The 18889-nt window shown below is 68.5% G+C and carries 17 protein-coding genes; 7 read left to right on the top strand and 10 right to left on the bottom strand.

Going from position 1 to position 18889, the window contains the following annotated elements; all coding sequences use genetic code 11:
- Positions 1 to 268: 268 nt before the first annotated feature.
- The 5 genes from OG519_RS14655 to OG519_RS14635 form a co-directional block, all read right to left on the bottom strand.
- The gene (locus tag OG519_RS14655) at positions 269 to 3658 is read right to left on the bottom strand and encodes a DUF499 domain-containing protein (RefSeq protein WP_405583340.1); all 3390 of its coding nucleotides are present in this window, start codon (positions 3656 to 3658) and stop codon (positions 269 to 271) included.
- Between the two features lie 101 nt (positions 3659 to 3759).
- Positions 3760 to 5262, bottom strand: coding sequence for a DEAD/DEAH box helicase family protein (locus OG519_RS14650; RefSeq protein ID WP_405583338.1), 1503 nt, complete (start codon positions 5260 to 5262; stop codon positions 3760 to 3762).
- Positions 5263 to 5511: 249 nt separating this feature from the next.
- Positions 5512 to 6141, bottom strand: a complete 630-nt coding sequence (locus tag OG519_RS14645) for an MFS transporter (RefSeq protein ID WP_405583336.1) — start codon at positions 6139 to 6141, stop codon at positions 5512 to 5514.
- A gap of 27 nt (positions 6142 to 6168) precedes the next feature.
- The gene (locus OG519_RS14640; protein ID WP_405583334.1) at positions 6169 to 6711 is read right to left on the bottom strand and encodes an MFS transporter; all 543 of its coding nucleotides are present in this window, start codon (positions 6709 to 6711) and stop codon (positions 6169 to 6171) included.
- A gap of 32 nt (positions 6712 to 6743) precedes the next feature.
- A complete protein-coding gene (locus OG519_RS14635) occupies positions 6744 to 6953 on the bottom strand; it encodes a DUF397 domain-containing protein (protein WP_405583332.1) in 210 nt (69 codons plus the stop codon).
- A 227-nt stretch (positions 6954 to 7180) separates the two neighbouring features.
- Here OG519_RS14635 and OG519_RS14630 point away from each other — a divergent pair, with 227 nt between their 5' ends.
- Both OG519_RS14630 and OG519_RS14625 read left to right on the top strand, forming a co-directional pair.
- A complete protein-coding gene (locus tag OG519_RS14630) occupies positions 7181 to 7606 on the top strand; it encodes a hypothetical protein (protein WP_405583330.1) in 426 nt (141 codons plus the stop codon).
- A 242-nt stretch (positions 7607 to 7848) separates the two neighbouring features.
- Positions 7849 to 9936, top strand: a complete 2088-nt coding sequence (locus OG519_RS14625; RefSeq protein WP_405583329.1) for a tetratricopeptide repeat protein — start codon at positions 7849 to 7851, stop codon at positions 9934 to 9936.
- 285 nt (positions 9937 to 10221) lie between these two features.
- On the opposite strand, the gene OG519_RS14620 is transcribed toward OG519_RS14625, so the two are convergent.
- Both OG519_RS14620 and OG519_RS14615 read right to left on the bottom strand, forming a co-directional pair.
- Complete coding sequence (locus OG519_RS14620; protein ID WP_405583327.1) at positions 10222 to 10833, bottom strand: DUF6879 family protein; 612 nt, start codon at positions 10831 to 10833, stop codon at positions 10222 to 10224.
- Complete coding sequence (locus OG519_RS14615) at positions 10826 to 11095, bottom strand: hypothetical protein (protein WP_405583325.1); 270 nt, start codon at positions 11093 to 11095, stop codon at positions 10826 to 10828. The genes OG519_RS14620 and OG519_RS14615 overlap by 8 nt, the downstream gene beginning before the upstream one ends.
- 273 nt (positions 11096 to 11368) lie before the next feature.
- On the opposite strand from OG519_RS14615, the gene OG519_RS14610 reads away from it, so the two are divergent.
- Together OG519_RS14610 and OG519_RS14605 are read left to right on the top strand one after the other, a co-directional pair.
- On the top strand, positions 11369 to 11782 hold the full coding sequence (locus OG519_RS14610) for a hypothetical protein (protein WP_405583323.1): 414 nt from the start codon (positions 11369 to 11371) through the stop codon (positions 11780 to 11782).
- Positions 11779 to 13941: a tetratricopeptide repeat protein gene (locus OG519_RS14605; protein ID WP_405583321.1), complete on the top strand. Its 2163-nt coding sequence runs from the start codon at positions 11779 to 11781 to the stop codon at positions 13939 to 13941. The genes OG519_RS14610 and OG519_RS14605 overlap by 4 nt, the downstream gene beginning before the upstream one ends.
- A 492-nt stretch (positions 13942 to 14433) precedes the next feature.
- Here OG519_RS14605 and OG519_RS14600 read toward each other — a convergent pair whose 3' ends face one another.
- Positions 14434 to 15048: a DUF6907 domain-containing protein gene (locus OG519_RS14600; RefSeq protein WP_405583319.1), complete on the bottom strand. Its 615-nt coding sequence runs from the start codon at positions 15046 to 15048 to the stop codon at positions 14434 to 14436.
- 204 nt (positions 15049 to 15252) lie between these two features.
- On the bottom strand, positions 15253 to 15783 hold the full coding sequence (locus OG519_RS14595; RefSeq protein ID WP_405583317.1) for an ATP-binding protein: 531 nt from the start codon (positions 15781 to 15783) through the stop codon (positions 15253 to 15255).
- 106 nt (positions 15784 to 15889) lie between these two features.
- On the opposite strand from OG519_RS14595, the gene OG519_RS14590 reads away from it, so the two are divergent.
- The 3 genes from OG519_RS14590 (at position 15890) to OG519_RS14580 (ending at position 17386) form a co-directional block, all read left to right on the top strand.
- Positions 15890 to 16717 carry a helix-turn-helix domain-containing protein gene (locus tag OG519_RS14590; protein WP_405583315.1) on the top strand — a complete coding sequence of 276 codons (828 nt, stop codon included), beginning with the start codon at positions 15890 to 15892 and terminating at the stop codon, positions 16715 to 16717.
- The gene (locus tag OG519_RS14585) at positions 16714 to 16923 is read left to right on the top strand and encodes a DUF397 domain-containing protein (protein ID WP_405583314.1); all 210 of its coding nucleotides are present in this window, start codon (positions 16714 to 16716) and stop codon (positions 16921 to 16923) included. Before OG519_RS14590 ends, OG519_RS14585 begins: the two co-directional genes overlap by 4 nt.
- 295 nt (positions 16924 to 17218) lie before the next feature.
- Positions 17219 to 17386: a hypothetical protein gene (locus OG519_RS14580; protein ID WP_405583312.1), complete on the top strand. Its 168-nt coding sequence runs from the start codon at positions 17219 to 17221 to the stop codon at positions 17384 to 17386.
- Between the two features lie 251 nt (positions 17387 to 17637).
- Here the strand turns inward: OG519_RS14580 and OG519_RS14575 are convergent, their stop codons facing one another.
- The gene (locus tag OG519_RS14575; protein WP_405583310.1) at positions 17638 to 18582 is read right to left on the bottom strand and encodes a hypothetical protein; all 945 of its coding nucleotides are present in this window, start codon (positions 18580 to 18582) and stop codon (positions 17638 to 17640) included.
- Positions 18583 to 18889: the final 307 nt, after the last annotated feature.

Genomic DNA, 18889 nt, shown 5'->3' with positions numbered 1-18889 from the left:
ATCGCCTCGACGCTGGGACCCCACCATCAGAAGGATCAGGCCATGACCTGCTGCTATACCGTGGTGGTGGGATTTGCATGCGTGACCTCTTCGTCCCGAATGAGGCGCGACCTGCCGACCGACCTGCGGGGATAGCCCTCACCACCCACCATCTCGACGGCAAGCGCAGGCAGGCTTTTCCAGCAACTCACGCCACAGGCCGCTCGCGGATACTGACATCGACTCGTCGGCACCCTCGACGCTCTCCCAGGCCAAATGCTGATCGGAACTACTCCGACTCGAACTCGGCTTGCAGCTTCAAGGTGTTCGCGTTCTCGGTGAGGATGCGCACCTTGTCGTCGCCGAAACCTTCTGGCCGCTTTGCGTGGATCTCTACGGTGATCTCGACCTCGGAGTCGACGAGGTCGAGGTGCGGGAGGATCTCGATGGCGTACTTGCTGGCGTTCTTGCTGTACTGCTCGGGGGTGAGCACCGCGCGGGCATAGAAGCGGGTGTTGCGCGGGATGTTGAGCTGATTGGGCTGCTCCTGGCTGGCTTCGACCGGGAGCATCACGCCGAGTCCTGAGGCGGTCTCGGCTGCGATAGCGTGTGCGGGCGTCGTCTCGATGTCCTGGCCGGCCCGCTGTGCAGGTACCGCGGCTGCGGCTGCGATCGCTGCATCCGTCTGTCGTTGCCGAATTGCGGCTTCAGGGCGTACCAGGAGAGTGGAGTTGGTGATTTGTCCGAAGCGGGTGTCCCCGCCGGGCAGTACCAGTCCCTCGTACCGGGCGGCGGTCTGGTCGTAGCCTGTGGCCAGGGCGAAGCCTTCCGTCTCCCAGCCGATCATGTGTAGCACGTCCTCGATGCCCTGTTCGAGCACCGCGCGGTCCCGTAGGCGGTTCATGTACGGGTAGCGGGTGTGCAGCTCCCACAGCTGACCTACGCTGATGTGCCCGTCGCGCTGCCATATGGAGGCGAGCGGGCCGGTCAGCTTCTGGTGCAGCAGTGCTGGCGCCTGCTGTAGCCACAGCAGGGCCTCGCGCTTGAGCCGCTCCGAGCTGCGCACGGCCAGATCCGGCTTGCCGGTCTCGACTTTGATGGCCTCCCACTGCACGGGACGCGCCGGGTCCTCGCGCTGCTCGGGTACGAGCGCCCAGTGGTAGGTCTCGGCGATGCGCAGCTGGACCTTCTCGTCCGCTCCCTTGATACGGCTTTCGGCCTGGCGGCGCTGGCTGGGGTTGAGGTCGAGTTCGTCGGCACGGTCCAGGACCCTGCGCCAGCCGATGTACTCGCGTGCGGCCTCCATCAAGTCATCGAGCCGCTTCTTGTCGGGGGCGAGGAAGACCAGCATGTTCCGGTGCGCACGCTGGGAGGGCCCTCGGGAGTTCAGCGCCTCGGCGGCGAAGAGCATCGCCGGGCTGTCGTCCCTGTTCTTGGTGTGGTGATGCTGCGGGTGCAGCAGGACGAGCCGCACCTCGTCGGTGTCGGGGATGTCTGCGGTGTGCTGCGGGGCTACGTGGATCCCGGAGAAGTCGCCGGAACGGCGCTGGGCGGGCGCCAGCCGGCGGACGAGTTCGGCCCAGACGTCCTCTGGGCGCTCGACCAGCCGGTCCGCCTCGTCCTTGGCGATCCGGGAGACGCTGGCCTGGGTGTCGTACCAGTAGCGCTCCCCCTCGGAGTAGAGGTAGGTTGAGCGGTCGGCCAGGGTGTTCAGGGCGGTGCGGAAGTTGCCCATGCTGTCGCCTGGCATGGCCATCCCGAGGCGGACGTGCGGCTCGTCCAGGCCCTTCGTCGCGGCCTTCAGCGTGGCGGCCGAGCCCATGAACAGCGTGCGGGCGATGCGCCGGGTCATGGCGCGCTCCCCGAGGAAGGTCTTCTCCTGGTCGATCTGGAGCGGGGTTGAGTTCACACCGTCCACATCGGTGTCCAGGATGGGCTTCCAGCGGTCCTCAAGGTAGTGAGTCAGTTCGCCGGCCACGCGCTGGTCGTTGAGCGGGATGTCGCCCGGCATGATCATTGCGCTCTGGTTGCCATCCCGCCACAGCGCGTGGATGACGGCGCTCATCAGCCGCAGCACACCGCGCGTGCGCTGGAAACGCTCGAGGGTGGACCAGTCCTCATACAACCGGGCGAACAGCTCGGGGTGGATCGGGTAGGTGGACTTCAGGCGGTTTTCGTACTCGGTGCCGTCCACACCGGAGGGGAAGTCCGCTTTCTGCCCGGCATAGAACTGGGTGAACAGCCGAGCCACCTTGTTGATCTCGGCCTGCGCGCCGCCGCTCGGCGACTCGAACAGGCGGCGGCGCACGATCTCGAAGGACTCATCGGCCTTCGCGGGCCGCCACGGCTCGGCCTTGCGGTGGATGACGCGCTGCAGCCGGTCCAGTGCCTGCTGTCCGGCCGGGCCGCCCACCTCGTTCTCGTCAGCGGCGACGGTGCCGTCGTCGGAAGCCGGGATGGAGACGACCAGCTGCGCCCCCGAGACGGCCTCCACGACCTCGGTGAGGGCCTGCGCAAAAGTGAAGTGGGTCTCGAACGACCCCCCGGACAGACCCTCGGCGTCGAAGAGCTGCCGAGCGTAAGCGACCCACTCGTCGATGAGGATCAGGCACGGGGCATATGCGGCGATGAGGTCGTGGAGGGCGGCGCCCGGATTGGTTCCGGTGCGGTCGGCCTCGGCCACGATGTCGTACCCGGTACGCCCGCCGAGCTGCCAGGCCAGCTCGCCCCACAGAGTGCTGACCCGGGTGCCGTCGGCCTTGACATCCGGCTGCCCGGGACTGATGTAGGTGCCGACCAGGACCACGCGGCGCACCGGCTCCTTCGGCAGGCCCGAGGCAGTCCCGGCGATCAGCTCGTGCATCTCCTGCGGCAGCTGCTGCGGCTGCACCCCCGGGGCGAACAGGTGGTACAGGGCGAGCATCGAGTGGGTCTTGCCGCCACCGAAGTTGGTCTGCAGGTTGAACGTCGGCGGGGCGTTGTCGTCGCCGGATATCCGGCGGATCGACTTGCCGAGAAGCTCGCGTAGACCCTCGGTGAGGTAGGTGCGCTGGAAGAACTCGACCGGGTCGGTGTACTCCGGGGCGCCCTCGCCCTGGGCGACCTGGGCGAGGTTGGCGGCGAACTCGGAGGCGTTGAAGTCCCCTCGGGCGACGTCCTCGTGCGGTGTGAGGATGGAGCGCCAGGGCTTGAGGCCCTCCGCCGCCACGGCCGGGGCAGTGGCGGCCTCGCGGGTGGCGCGCTTGGTCTCCGCCTCGATCACCGCACGCTGGTGCTCCAGGCGGGAGCGGCGCACCTGCTCGATGAGGTCCTTGTGGGCGCCGACCGCCGTGAGCAGCCGCTCGGCGGTGTCCAGGGCGCGGCCGCTGTCGTCGGAGTTGAAGGGCTCGTTGTGCGCCCACTTGTTGCGGGTGTCGTTCAACTCGCCGACGTAGTTGCGGGCGGCCGGCGGCAGGACATGGCGGAAGTAGGACGGCCAGTTCCGCATCATGGTCTGCAGGAGGAACTGCGGATCCTGCTTGGAGGCCAGGCTGAAGCCTCCCTCCCGGGCCGATGCGACGGCGTCGTCGAACCAGCCCTCGCCCTGCCGCCGGGTCATCTCCCGCTCCACCAGCGGGAGCAGCCCTTCCGGGAGCAGCTCAATCATCCGGCCGATCCGGTCGCGGTTGCTCAATGCCATGGTGCTTGCCGTCCTGCCTGTCCTGTCCGTCGCGTCCGGTGCTCCGCCGCGCGCGGTGTCGTCGTTCTGCACATGCCCCTCCCCCCGCCTTGCGGCGGTCGTCAGAACAACTGGTCCTCTTCGTCGTCATTGCTGCTGCGGAAAGACAACTGCGACGGAGAAGCTGCGCCGCCTCGCTTCTCCGCCGCGCGCCCTGCGATCTGCAGGTCGGGCCAAGAGCTGACGAGGTTGTTGAACCGCCGCCCGCTCTCCGACCAGCCGTTACGCTCGCAGATGCTGTAGAGCAGGTAGGTGAGCTCCTTCATCGCGTCGTCGTCGACCCTGGTACGGGCACGAGCGAGCAGTTCTCCCGCCGCATCAATGCCAGAGCCCGCGCCCTTGCCGTCGAGCACGCGCGACAGATGCATAGTCGCTTCCCAGACGGAGCTGCGGTGGTCGGTCTCGGGGTCGTAGGAGGCGGGCATCGCCTCGGGCTTGAGGAGCTCGGCCTGGTTGGCACGGGCCTTGACCACGCCGACGTCTTCCAAGCCGGACAGAGAAGTATTGAGCGCGTTGGCGAGAAGTTCCGCCTCACCGAAGGGACCTTGTTCCCACTGCCGCTGCTCGAACCACTTGAGACACCAGCGAGTGTCCGTGTCGAAATCGCCCTCCTGTTCGGAGAGCACTTCGCCGAGGACCTCATTGATCATCGAGAGGGCGGTCCGTACCCGCATAGGGGTGCCATCCGATTCGGTGACCTTTGCGTAGCGGGAGAAGATCGCCATGCCCGGGCCGATCGCAGCCTGGGCCAGGTCCACGGCGGGTATGGAACTCTGCCGGAGTGGCTTGAGCGCATCCGGCAGCTCCCGGCGAAGGGCAGATAGGAAGCTGCGGCGGTCGGTCGACGCGGCGTTCCGGGTGACCCGGCCAAGGAGGCGGCCTAGCTCGTAGCGCTTGGTGGTCTTCAGCTCGGCACCGAAGTAATGGGCGCTCATGCGGTGCGCCTCGTCCACGACCACCAGGTCCCAGCTGGACTCGGTCAGGCGACGCTGCAGCTCCTCGGACCGGGAAAGGGCATCCATGCGGGCGATGAGGCGGGGGTGCTTGTCGAAGACGTTTGCGTCGACGGTGGCGTCCACCAACTGCTTGGAGAGCAGTGCGAAGTCCAGGCCGAACTTCTCCAGTAGTTCGTCCTGCCACTGCTCGACCAGGCCGCCCGGGGCGACGATCAGGCAGCGTTCCAGGTCGCCGCGCAGGGCCAGTTCCTTGATGTAGAGCCCCGCCATGATCGTCTTTCCGGCGCCGGGGTCATCGGCGAGCAGAAAACGCAGCGGGGTACGGGGCAGCAGTTCGTTGTAAACGGCCTGTATCTGGTGGGGAAGGGGGTCGAGCAGGCTCGTCGAGACTGCGAGCATCGCGTCGCTGCGGGCGGCCATGCGGATCCGCACCGCCTCCGCAGCGAGACGGAACAACTCAGGATCGGCATCGAAACCGCGGCTGTCTGCCGCGGCACCTACGGTCAGCTCGGTGTCCCGATCGCCGTAGAGGATCGTCTCCTCAACTGCTCCATCCGAGCGACGGTAAGTGAGGCGGGCCGCAGAATCCCCATGCAACTGCAGCGCCACCACAGTGACATCAGCCCCAGGTACTACCCCGCCGACCGTCATCCCCGGAGTCAAGTCCCCAAGAAGGAGACTGCGAGCATGCGTCACGACGGGCCCCCCTTGGCCAACACCAGCTGCTGCCAAGGGCGTTGATCACCCACAAGATCGGAACACGTCAAGCATCGTAGACCGGAGTCCGCAGCCTTGGAGGCCGGAAACGGTGGAACCACCGGGAGCTGTTGTTCCCACCCGGAATCGGAGCGGGCCGGATCAGCCGTGTTGTGGCCGTTCGGTGGTGGGCCAGGGCCGTAGGGCGCCAGCGGAGAGGATCAAGACCGCCGCAGCCGCCCACAGCGGCACGTGCAGGGTGAATTCGCTGGCGATCAGGCCCCCCGTAAGTGCTCCGAGGCCGGCGGCGCCTACGCCGAAGAGGCGGAAGGCGGAGGTGACGCGGCCCAGGAGGTGGTCCGGGGTCAGGGCGGGGCGGGCGGAGCTCGCGGCGACGCTGGTGAGGGTGGAGGCGGCGCCGATCAGGGCGAGGAAGGCTCCGGTGGCGTAGACGTTGGGGACTGCGGCGATGCCAGCCCAGGCCAGAGCCTGGAGGGCGCACGCGATGGCCATCATCTGGCGGTAGGTGAGGCGGCGGGTCAAGGGTGCCGCGCGCCAGCCGGTGACGATGCCGCCGATGGCGGCGACGGCCAGCAGAATCCCGTAGCCGGCGTCCGCGACGTGCAGTGTGCTCGTCGCGTAGAGGACGAAGGTGGCCATGGAGATGTTGAAGGCGAAGTTGTACGTCGCCATCGCAGCCGCCAACATGCGGAGTTCCGGTGTCGCTCGCAGGTGGGCGAGGCCGACACGGATGGCTGCGATGAGGGGCTGGTTGCTCCCGGCGAGGGGCATCGCGGGGAGGCGGCTGATGCAGGCCGCCTACAGTACGAACGAGGCAGCGTCGCCCGCGAAGGGCAGCATCCGGCTGGCAGCGAACGTCGCTGAACCGATCGGCGGCCCGGCCAGCGAGCGGCCGACGGTATCGATGGCCCAGTAGCGGCCGTTCGTCTTGGTCAACGTCTCCTTGTCCCGTCCGACGATGACCGGGATGACCGACTGGGAGGCGGCGTCGAAGAAGCACTGGGCGATGCCGACAACCAGGATCGCTGCCACCAGCGGAGCCAGAGCAGCATGGCCCGTAGCCACGAGGATGGCCAGGCCGGCCAGGATTCCCGCCCGTATCAGGTCGGCTGTGATCATGACGAGTCGCCGTGGCCACCGGTCGACCAGCGCGCCGGCGGGCAGTCCGACCAGGAGCCAGGGGATGTAGAAGGCCGCGGTCACGGTGGAGACCGCCAGCGGGTCCCGGGTGAGGGAGGCCGCGAGCAGCGGCGCGGCAGCGAGGAAGGCGCCGTCGCCGGTGACGGAGATGCCGGTGGCCGCCAGCAGCGGAGCGACCCGCCCGGTAGCGGGCCGTTGCACCGCTTCTGGAGCTTTCTCGTCCTGGTCAGTGCTCAGCTGGGCATCCGATCTGGCCTGAAGTCACCGCTGGCCAGCCCCTGAAGGAAGGATGTCCACGCGACGGGAGAGAAGGCGAGGATCGGGCCGGAGCCGTTCTCCTTGGTGTCCCGGACGCCGACCATGGGCAGATTGAGGGCCACCTCGACGCATCCGGTTTCCCCGCTCACGTTGCTCTTGCGCCAGCGGGCGGAGCTGAAGTCCACGTGAGCCACTGGTTCCTCCGGAGTCGGTGGTACTGGGCAGGTACTGGATGGTGATGGGTCCGGCCACTTAACCGGTCAGGCGGAGAACGCGCAAGAAGACTTCATCGGTTCTGAGCCAACCTGCGGCGTAGAAAGATCACGGCGTGTTCCGACCCGTGTCGTTGGGTAACCTTTCTGCTGTTTGTCGCGTCGGTCACCTGGTATGTCGCGGGAGGGGAGGGGGAGGAATGGATCCGGAGATCGCGGCCCTTGCGGGTTCGGCGAGCACGACGCTCGTCACGCTGATGGCCACCGACGCGTGGCAGCGTATGCGGGAGGGCGTCGTCGCTCTGTGGCGCCGCGCCTCCCCGGAACGAGCCGAATCGGTCGGCGCCGAACTCGATGCCAGCCGCGCCGACCTGTTGGCGGCCCGCTCTGCCAATGACGTCGAGTCTGAGCAGGAGTTGCACACCGAATGGCAAGGCAGGCTGCGCCGGTTGATGGTCGCCGACCCGTCGGTCGCCGAAGACCTGCTGCGTCTCCTCGACGAACTCGCTTCGGTGGAGGCTGCGGACGTACCTGCCTCCGCACCACGGATCCGGATGAGGGCGAGTGCCTCCGGGCACGGCCGCGTCTATCAGGCCGGTCGCGACCAGCACATCACCGAGACGTGACGGAGGACGCCGGCACGCGCGCCCCGGCACCCCATCTCCCGCCGCAGGGGCAGGCGTTCGGGCAGGGCCGTGTCTTTCAGGCGTCCGGCGATCAGGTGATCACCGAGACCCACCATCACTACCCTCCCGCGCCTGCCGGCGGAGGCCCGGGGCACGCCCGCCCGTTCCCCTGGCCGGCTCCCGATTCGGTCCGAACCGCGCTGGCCGAACGACCCCCTCGGATCCTGCGTGACCGCCGTGAGGTGCGGGCCGCCCTGTCGGCCGACTTGGTCCGGGGCGGTGGCATCCACGTCATCCACGGTATGGGCGGGTCCGGCAAGACGTCCCTGGCGTTCTGGGCCTTCCACGAAGCCGTACGCGACGGCATGGTCGGACTGTGGGTGACCGCGTCGGAAAGGATGTCGCTGCGCGCCGCGATGCTCGCTGTCGCGGCCGACCGCGGCGCCGATCCGGGCGAACTGACCGCTGCCTACAACGGCCAGCGGGCCGCGGCCGATCTGGTCTGGCACTACCTGAACCAGTCCGCGCAGCGCTGGCTGCTGGTCATCGACAACGCCGACGACCCCCGGCTTCTTGACGAGGGGGCTTGGCTGCGTGCCAGCCCCAGGGGCACCGTCGTTGTCACCACTCGACGGGCCGCGGCCCCGCTGTGGCCCGGCGCCACCCTGCACCGGCTGGATGTCCTCCCCATCGAGGACGCCGCCCAGGTGCTGTGCGATCTGGCCCCGGACGCCGGCGATCTCCGGCAGGCCGAAGCCGTCGCAAGCCGCCTGGGGTGCCTGCCGTTGGCATTGAGCCTCGCCGGCACCTACCTGTCCCGCCAACTCCTGGAATCGTGGACGATGTCCGACTACCACGAACACCTGCAGGACGACGTCCCCGGTCTGATCGATCAGGGCGCCGATTCCCGTACGAGCGATGCGCGCCACTTGGTCTCCCGGACCTGGCAGATCACCTTGGACGCCCTCACCGCCCAGGGCGTCCCCGAGGCCACGAGCCTGCTGCGCCTGTTGTCCTGTTTCAGCCCCGAACCGCTGCCGCTGAACGTCCTCGCGCCCGCCGCTGTCACGGCCACGGTGCCGGATACCCTCGACCCGCCCCTGCACGGAAATCAGGTGGAGGCGGCTCTTCGCGCGCTGCTCGACCACTCCCTCGCCGTGCTCCAGCAGGAGTCGAGCGGACCGACCGACAAGGCCATACGCTGCGTCCAAGTCCACGGTCTGATCCTGGACAGTGTTCACGCTGGCATCCCCCTCGATCAGCGTCCTCACTACCTGCGAGCAGCCGTCGACCTGCTTCGGGTCGTTCTCTCGGCATCAGCCGAACCAGCCGCCGTGTCGACGCAACTGCTGCGCCTCATCGCGCCCCACATCACGGCCCTGGTCCACCGCGCTGACCCGGACACGACCGCACCCGTCGTAGAGCTGGCCGTACGGGTTGTCCGGAGCATCCGTGAGGCAGGCGACTACGAGGCAGCCCTGGCGTTGGTAGCGCTGGCCGCCGCCACGTCCGAGCGATCCCAGGGGCCAGAGCACCCCGACACCCTCGCGGCACGCCACGAACAGGGCGACCTGCTGCGCCGCCTGGGCAAACTCGCCGCAGCCGAACAGCTTCTGCGCGACGTCCATAGCCAACGAGCCCACGTCCTGGGACCTGACCACCCAGACACCCTGCAAACCGCGGCGGTCCTCAGCCAGCCCCTCTACCTCTTGGGCAGGCACGACGACAGCCTCACCTGGCTGAACGGGGCGATCGACGGACAGCGGCGAGTCCTCGGCGAGGACCACGAAGAGACCCTGCGCAGTCGGGCACTCATCCTCGAATTCCTCGTCGACTCCGGTCGCACCGGGGAGTTCACCCGAGAGGGCCCGGCCACCGTCGACGCATGCGAACGCCACCTGGGTCCCGACCATCCGGTCACGGTCATCGCGTACAGCAACTACGCCTACGGCCTCCTCCACACCGGAAGTCCCGAAGACGCGGAAGCCGCGGCCCGCACCGCGCTGGACGCCCGAGTCCGCCTCCACGGCGCCGATCACCCGCTGGTCTACTCCGCGACGCTCGTGCTGAGTTGGGCGCTGATGCTCCGCGGCACTTACGACGAAGCCGTTGTGATGATGCGGAAGGCCGTCAGCGGACGCGAGCGTCTCCTCGGACACGATCATCCGCTGGCCGTAAAGGCTCGGGTATTGCTCGCCGAGAGACTGATCGCGGCGGGCCAGAACGACGAAGCCCGGCAACTGCTGCACGAGCACTACGCGGCTGCCGAACGGATCTACGGCAGGGGAGACCCGGACCTCACGCGGATTCGTGCGCTCGACACAGACTGAGCTTCGACGTGGGAAGTCGGGCTGGGGCAAGTCGGGATCAGCCGGTGTGGTTGGCCTGTGCGGCATGTCAGATGTGTGCCATCACCTGACGTACGGGGTGTCCCAGCACGTCCGCGAGCGCTGTCAGCTCGTCGTCGGTGAACCAGGCACGCCCGGGGTTCCAGACGGCGATCTTGAGGCGCGCGAAGCCGCATAGCCAGTCATAATCCAGCGCGTCAAGGGTTAGCTGGAGGCCGCAGCAGGGGACTTGGGCAGCCAGGCACCGTCATCGCCAAGATCAAGGGATCAGGGAGTAGCGGCCGGCGGCGGGAGCGGGGCGATCTCCCGGTCGAAGAAGGCGGCGTACTCCTCGCCCTGTGCGTACAGCTCGTCGAAGCCCGCCGAGGTCTCCGCGATCAACTCCGGGTCCGTGTAGTGGTTGGCGCCCGCCGCGTTTCCGTCGTCGTCGTACTGAACCTCGAACATCGCGATGTCGCCAAGGATCACCACCTCGGGGACGGGGCGGTGCTTCTCGATGTCCCTGATCGTCCGTGCGTCGAGCAGGCGGATCCGGTCTCCCACCTCGACCCGCAGGCGAAGTACGTGCAGTTCCCACTGCACGTAGGGGGTCACGGGAAACTCCACCACCCGGAGGCGGCGCTGCAGCACCCCGAGGCGGTCCACTTCCTCGACCTGCTGGGCGTAGGCGTCGCGTCTCTCCTCGATGAGCGAAAGCGCCTTGTCCCAGTGGCCGGAGGCGAACGCCTCCCAGCTCGCGAAGCCGCGCTCCTTGAAATGCTGCCCGCGCTCCAGCTTGTTGAGGTGCCCGATTCCGCTCTTGAGGGTCCGGTAGTACTCCTCGTGGTAGCGCGGGCGGGCGAGGCGGGTCGAGACTCCCTGGGGGAATGAGTCAAACACTGGGAATGTCCGGTTTCGCCGCGATGAGCATGCTCCTGGGGATCACCACGAGGCGCTCGTCAGGACCGATCGACACTCCGGCGGGCAGCTTCGCACCGAGGGAGCTCGACAAGTCCCGTCCGATGACGGCGACGTCGCCGTTTCCCAGCTCCCACATGTCGGGGCAGTCGGGGGTGTCCGAGGTAACTCCCAGCTCTTGCGGCGATTTACCGATGCGCCGCAAGAATGTCGTGTCCGGATCGGCTTCCCATGACCTTGCCACAGCATCCTCCCGCTGTTCGGGGACCGAGCGCCGCAACGCTAACACCGTGCGTGACCGGGGAGATCGGATTTCGCACGGGCTTCGAAAGGAACAGGCCATCCCCTCCACATCGCTGTCCGGATCGGAGTCGGCCCCTCCGGCCCGTACGGATGTCGGCGTGCCCTTCGCCGCCCGGATCCCGTGAGCGGGGGTGGTGACGCGGAATCGCGGTGTCGACGCGCATGTGCTCCCTACATAATGTGGTGGTGAGTCGCCTGGTTCGGGGGGAGAACCATGGATCCGGAGATCACTTCGCTCGCCCAGAGCGGCGGAGCCGCACTGGTCACCTTGATGGCGACTGACGCCTGGCAGGCCGCCCGCGAAGGATTCGTGCAGTTGTGGCGACGCACGCAACCCCACCGTGCCGGAGCAGTCACCGCCGAACTGGACGCGGTGCAGGCCGAGGTAGCGACAGCCGTCGTGGCTGACGACCAAGAGGTGCTGAGCGAGGTGCGCGCCGAATGGCAGGGCAGGCTCCGGCGATTGCTCGTCGCGCATCCCGAGGCCGCCGCTGAGCTGCGCCGGCTACTGGACGAGATCGCTCCGCGCGAGTCGGAGGCACCCTCCGCAATCACGCAGCGTGCCAACGCCTCCGGGGATGCCCGGGTCTACCAGGCCGGGCGAGACCAGCACATCAACGAACGATGAGCGGCGCCATGGACGGCCGCGCCCAGGACAACGGCCGCGTGTACCAGGCGACGGGCGACCAACACATCACCGAGCACCACCACTACGCGGGCAGCGGCCCCGCCGCAGTTGGAGGACCCGACTCCGTCCGCCGCCCGGCGGTCGGCCGCACGCCCTTGGCCTTACGCGACCGTAGTGAGGTCCTGGCCCGCTTACGGGACGGTCTCACCTCGGGGCGAGGCGCCGAGGTGTACGTGCTGCACGGTATGGGTGGCTGCGGCAAGACGGCCGTCGCGCAGGCGTTCTTCGACATCGCCACGGTGGAATACCTCCGTGTGGGCCTGTGGGTCAATGCCGCCGATCGAGCCGGTCTGCGGGCCGGCATGCTCGCGGCCGCCGCCGACCGAGGTGCCCGTGACGGCGAACTGCTAGCCGCCCACCAGGGACACCGTCCCGCGGCGGATCTCGTGTGGCACTACCTGGACCGCTCGGCCGAGCCGTGGTTCCTGGTGCTCGACAATGCCGACGACCCGGCGATCCTCCGGGACGGCAGTTGGCTGCGCGGCAGCGCGCGTGGCACCGTCCTGGTCACCACCCGCCGTGCGGCGGCCCGCTGGTGGCCCGGCGCGGAGTTGCAGCACATCGGCGTACTTCCGCGCGAGGACGCCGCTCGCGTGCTGTGCGACCTCGCCCCGCACAGCGGCACCATGGAGCAGGCAGCGCAGGTCGCGGACCGGTTGGGACGGCTGCCCCTGGCGCTCACTCTCGCGGGCGGTTTCCTGGCCCACCAGGTCATCGATCCCTGGACGATGGACCTCTATGGACGTCGACTCGAAGAAGACCGAGCGGTGGAGCTCATCGACCAGGGAGCGGATGTCTTGACCGAGGAGGACCCGCGGCATCTTGTCGGCCGGACCTGGCAGTTGACGCTCGACTCGTTCGAGGAGCGCGGACTGCCCCAGGCGGTGTCGCTGTTGAGGCTGCTTGCCCGACTGGCGCCTGAGCCGTTGCCGCTGTCCGTGCTGAACCGTCCGGAGATCGCCGCGGTTCTCCCCCAGGCCCGAACCGAGACCGCCCTGGCGGCCCTGCTCGACCACTCGCTGACGCAACTGGTCGACCTCGGCGAGCTGAGGTGCGTACACAGTCACGGCGTGCTCCTCGACACCGTCGCCGCCGCGACACCTCCGGCGGACCTTGCCGTACTCAACGCGACAGCGGTCCGATTGCTGGATGCGGCCGTGCCGGCGGTGCCGGCCGCCGGACCGTACGACCCCCGGCTACGGCTGCTCGCGCCGCACGTCCTTGCCCTGTTGCGCACGACGGCCGAGCCATCCGGCGTCGGAGACGCACTGGACGTCGGCACACGCCTGGCCACGGCCCTGCACCGCACAGGGGACTACTTGTCCGCCTGGGAGACCGCCAGTGTGGCGGCCGCCCTCGCGGCAAGGACGCTCGGCGATGAACACCGCCTCGTACTGGCCGCCTACGGCAGGACCGGACGTGCGCTCTTCCGGCTGGGGAGATACGAGGAAGCGGAGCCGTTGCTCCGCCGCGTCCGGTCCACTCAGATGAGGCTTTTCGGCGATGACGACCCTGACACCCTGGACACAGGGCAAGGGCTACAACTCGTTCTTGGCAACCACGGCAAACGTGCGGAGGCCGTCACACTCCTCCGGTCAGTCGCAGCGGGCCGACAGGTGGCGCTGGGGCTCTGGCACCCCGCAACTCTGCGTTCGCGCGTCAGCCTGCTGGCGATGCTCACAGCAAGTGAGATCGCGATCGAAGCTGAGATGGACGAGACACTCCTGTCACTGCCGCAGACCTGCGCCCGGCACTTGGGACCAGACCACGCGGTCACCTTGAGCGCGCGGCACAATCACGCCCGCGCCCAGTTCGTACTCGGCCACTATCAGGCTGCCGATGACGAGATCAGCCAGGTGGTCGAGGACTACCGACGGGTGCTGGGGCCCGCTTACCCCGCCGTCCTCGCTGCCTGCCAGCTACACGCCCAAACGCAGGCGGCACTTGGGCACATGGACGCGGGGGTCGAGCTGATGACCGAGGTCGTCGCCGGCCGCGAGCGCGACCTGGGCGTGGGCCACCACTTCACCGGCGTGAGCCGGGCCTTGCTGGAGGAGCTGAGATCCGGGCGATGGGAGCCACCCCCACCGCCGCGATGACGCCGGGAGAGCCTGGCTCGGCTACGCGGGAGGGGGCCCTGGTCAGCGCCCACGACCCGCATCCCCAGAAGGCGGGTGGGGGCTGATCGATCCGGTGGGAGGAGGCGCTGGAACTGGTTGGGTCCCGGTGGATGCACGGCGGTGGTGGTCACCTCTTTCGGGTGGCTGCCTGGGTTGGCACCGGAGAAAACGCGGCGGCAGCCAGAAGGCCCCGTCACGCCGACGGATATGCCGGTGGTGGCCAGCGGTGACCCGCCGGCGTACACCCCAGGTCATTTTCCGGTTGCGAGAGCCCGGCCGATCGCGATCGCGCGTCGCACCGGATGTGGTCCTGGCCGGCAAGGCGTATTCGTCCCGGGCGATCCGCACCCATCTCCGTCGTCCTCGCCCGAGGTGAAAATGGTGACCGGCCGGGCTGCCGCAGGGCTACGGCGGCCAGGGTGGCGTCGATCGCGTACTTGTGGTCGTGTGCGGCCCGGCGTCCTGGTGCTCCTACGGTCGCGGAGCTATGCGCGGGTGAGGCGTGACCGCCGTGGGCGGTCGGTGTGGTTGGTGGGTGGCCCAGTCGTCGCGGGCGGCGATGAGGGCGGGCAGGACTTCGTCGTGGAGCCGGTCGGCTTGGGCGCGTAACTTCAAGGCGATGTCGGTGAGTTCCCGGGGGTTCAGGCCGAGAATCCAGCGGCCCAGGCAGACCTGGATGTTCACCACCGGCGCGCGCAGGTGAGTGTCCGCGTCGTACGGGTTGCAGTCGATGCTTCCCTCGAAGACCGCGTCTTCTTCGGCGTCGGATCTGCGGTCTGTGGCGGTGAGGGGCATCATCGCGCCTTCGAAGAGGTTCCGGTGGTTGATGGCGGCCAGCCGGGCCGGCAGCAGGTCCGGGGGTACGGCGGCCTCGCTGGGGTCGTCCTCTGCCCATTCGGGCAGATAGCCGGACGTGGCGAGCCCGGTCGTGGTGGTGATCGTCCACGAACCCGGTGTGCTCCACGGTTTCGGCTGCTCGACCGGGGGCTGTGGTTGTGGTGCCTGGGTGGTGTGCTGCTTGTTGATCTCGGTCTCCTTCTCCGTGCGGCGAATGTGTGGGGTGGCTGCCGGCCCGGCTCCGGTCATGCGGCGGCCCCCACTCGTCGAGGCCAGGAGGGAGGCCCGACAGGTGTGCGGTGCGGGCGGCGTGACCGGCGCGGGGACGAGGGGAACTGCGGCTTCCGGGGCGGCCGGGCGGCAGGGCGGGGAGCGGTCCCGGGGGCGTTGGCGTGGGCCGCTGGTGGAGGCGTCGTCCACGGAGCTGAGCCGCTTTACGTGCCAGGTCGGTCTTCATGCGACCGCGCCCGCGCGCCGCCGCGTCGACGGCGGCGTGTGGTGGGGGAGCGGAAGCTGGGCCCATACGAGTTTTCCCGGCTGGGAAGGCTGGACGGTGTAGCCCCAGGCGCCGTTGCACAGCCCCGCCACGATCTGGATGCCGCGGCCGTTCTCCGCGTCCAGGGACACCTCCCGGAGAATCGGTACCTGGTCGGTCTCGTCGTGGACGCCGATCAACAGATGGCCGCAGCATGTCCACAACCCCAGACCGCAATTGCCGGCCCTTAGCCGGTCTCCCTCCAGCTCGAACGGCTCGGTAGAGGCTCCTGCGTGCCGTACGGCGTTGGTGACCAACTCGTCGACGATGAGGAGGGCATCGGCTGCCACGTCGCGGGGCACGTCCCAAGCGCGGAGTACGTTGGAGGCGTAGGCAACGGCGTGCCGAGTGGCCGACGGGTCGCAGGCCAGGTCCAGCCTGCTGTGGAAGCTAAGACCGGGGGCATGAATGGGTTCCCGCTCGTCCGGGGGGACGTTCTGCGCAGACATCGCCGCTCCTCTCCGTAGTGGTTTCACTACCAGGGGGATTCAGCGTGTCCTAGGCTTCAGAAGTCCTCAACTTGCACCATTTGAACGGGGAGTCGGGTGATCGCCGTTGTACCGCAAAGAACTGGATCCTGAGAGTTCGCCAGTCGCAGCGTTCGGTGAGCGTTTGCGCACGTTGAGGGACGAGCGAGGGTGGACGCAGGATGAACTCGGCGAGCGCCTGGGCTACTCGGGAACGCATATTTCTGCCGTCGAAACTGGTCGGCGACCCCCAACTCGCCACTTCGCGAACAGCGCTGACAAGGTGTTCGGAACGGGCGACCGACTCGAGCGTCAGAGCACAGCCGTGCGTACGACCGCCCTGCTGGAGGGATTCCCGGAGTTCGTTTCCCGCGAAGAGAAGGCAGCGGAGATCAGGCTGTACGAGGTCGGCGTAGTCCCCGGACTGCTCCAGACTCCGCAGTACGCGGCAGCTCTCACCGCGGCCACCGTCAAGCGCGGTGCGATCACCCCTGAGCAGGGAGACGAGCGCATCGCGCTCGTTGCGCGCCGCCAGGCATCCTTGAACCGCACACCGCTCCCGATGGTCTTCGTGGTGCTCGACGAGAGCTGCCTACGGCGACCCGTTGGGGATGACGCGGTCATGGACGCCCAGTTTGCGCGGCTGATCGAGTTCGCTGATCAGCCGAACACGGTTGTCCAGGTTGCCCCTTTCGACATGGGGGTCCGCCGACCGCTCAGCCTGCCGGTCTACGTCTTGACCCTGCCGGATCGCTCGCTCATGTCCTACGCCGAGTCGGCACAGCGAGGCCACCTTGAAAGGGAAAGCACGTTCGTGCTACCCGTGTTGACGGCCTACCATCAGCTACAGGCCGAAGCGCTGTCGCAGGCGGCCTCCGTGGCCATGATCGAAGAGCTTCGAAAGGGTAGACCGTGACGACTGATGACCCGGGTTGGTTCACGTCCTCGTACAGTGAGAACGGTGGCGCCTGCGTCGAGGTCGCCGCCAATCTCGTCGAGTCGCGCGGTGTGGTCCCGGTCCGTGACTCAAAGGATCCGGAAGGTCCGGCGCTCGTCTTCGCGGCGTCGAGCTGGTCCGCGTTCGTCACCGATGTGAAGTCCGGACACCTGCCTATCGTTTGATCGCCAACCGCAGACGGCCCCGCCCCTCTTGACTGGGTTGCGGGGCTGTCTCGCGTTCCTGGGCGGGCCAGCGTCGAACTCGGGGGCCTACGCGCGGGCTGTGCGGGGTTGCGTGGCTAGGGGTGTGATGGTGTAGGCGCGCGGGCGTTCCTCGTAGCACCCCTTCTCAACAGGGAAAACTAACGACTTGCAGGTCTAACCCCCGGCTCCTCCAGGATCTGCGGCATCCCCCCGGCCGGGGCGTCATCATCACCCGCACACTGCCTGCGGTGTGCCCTCAGATCCTGGAGAACCCTTGTATACCGACATCCAGATCGTTGCGGCTGTCTGGCTCGTCCGCGTCGTTGGCTTCACCCTCTTGGCCACCGTGGCCGTGTGTCGCGCCGAATCGGCGGCCGTCTCCGACGTCCTGCGCGAACTTGCCGCGCTGGCGGCCATCGTGCTGCGCCGCCGACGCCGGTAGGGCGGTCCCGGCCCGCCGCCGACTGACGGCGGCGGGCACTGGGCGTTTGGGCGGACGGCCTCGCCCAGTCCGCTGGAGGAGGTGACGCCAGGTGTCGGCCGACGGGTGAAAGCACGCTTGGGCGCCTCAGGGCGGCGGCGTGGGGCTGATCGCTATCCCTTGCGAGGGGCGGGCCGAGGCGGGCACGTGGGCGAACACCGGCCTGTCAGCGGCTATGAGCGACCGGTGGGAGGCGCGCAGGCAGAGGGGGTTCAGGCGAGGGCAGGTTGGGCAGGGCCGGCCAGGACTGCGGCGCGGACTCTGGCTCTGCCGCGGGCGGCGACCCGCGCCCGTTCCCGCTCGTCGCGAGGAGCGTCGGCGAGACCCGCGCAGGCGCGGCAGATGCCCTCGTGCTGGATGGGGCGGGCGCACCGTCCGCACTCGCGCCATGACGGCCCGGACGGTGCGGCCGGGTCAGGCGGCGGTGGGAGTTTCCGTACGAGCCGGTCGCGGAGGAGGGCCGGGGCGCAGTGGACCGGGTTGGGCAGACCGCCGAGGAGGGCTTCGGCAAGGTCGCCCTGGCCGTAACCCCGGTCAAGCCAGGTGGTGACCAGCGGGGCGAGCGCGAGGGCTTCGACCGCGCCGAGCCGCAGGCGCGGTTCAGGGCGGATCACCCGGTACAGCGTGGCGACGGCCTCGCGCACCGCCTCGTCGACCGGACCGGTGGGGTGGTCCGCGTCGGTTCGGATCGAGGTGATCTGCTTCCGCCCCTCCTCTCCGGTGCTGGGCAGGTTGGCAGGCGCGTCGAGCAGGCTCGGTCGCTGGGCAGGGAGGGTGGGTACTTTCCCCCTGCCCTTTACGGGGTTGGTGCCACGGCCCCCGGCTGGCGCGGCACCGGATCCCGGACGGGTGAGATCCGGAGTCGGCTGCGGGAGGTCGTAGACGTGGGACTCGCTGATGAACGTGCCGTCGGCGCGGCGGATCTTGTCCACGCGGTAGTAGCCGAAGGCGGCCAGCTCGCGCAGGGCCTTGGCGACGGCGAGGCGGCCCTGCGGGCTGGTGTCGGCCATGCGCCGGCCGTCCTCGGACCAGCCGTCGGGGCGCGAGAGCAGGTCCGCGAGCAGGCCCCGGGCGGTGTAGGACAGCCGCCGGTCTTGCAGCAGGGTGTTGGGCAGGACGGTGAAGCCGCGCGTATGGCGGCTACGATGAATCTGCATGGGGAGTGCTAGCTCCTTGTGCCGGACCCCGGAGCGTTCCAGCGCTGCCGGGGTCACTTTATTAAGTTCGTCGGTGACAGAACGTACCACGCAATGCATGCCCAACCGCCGCACCCATGGCGAGATTGATCGCCCATCAGGGGTTGATCAACGTAGGGGCTCTCCTTCTGGAAGGGTGGTTGTGGGCACCGGAGTCGCTCAAGCCGGGTAGGCCCGTGCTTTCGGACGGCTCGATCAGGGAATCAGAGAGCCCGTCGAAGCGGCTCCGGTTCACGGCGCCTGGGGTTTGTCCCCACAGGATGGGCTT

This window comes from Streptomyces sp. NBC_01190, assembly GCF_045039895.1.
Lineage (GTDB): Bacteria > Actinomycetota > Actinomycetes > Streptomycetales > Streptomycetaceae > Actinacidiphila.
This window is presented reverse-complemented; position numbering and strand designations above follow the sequence as displayed.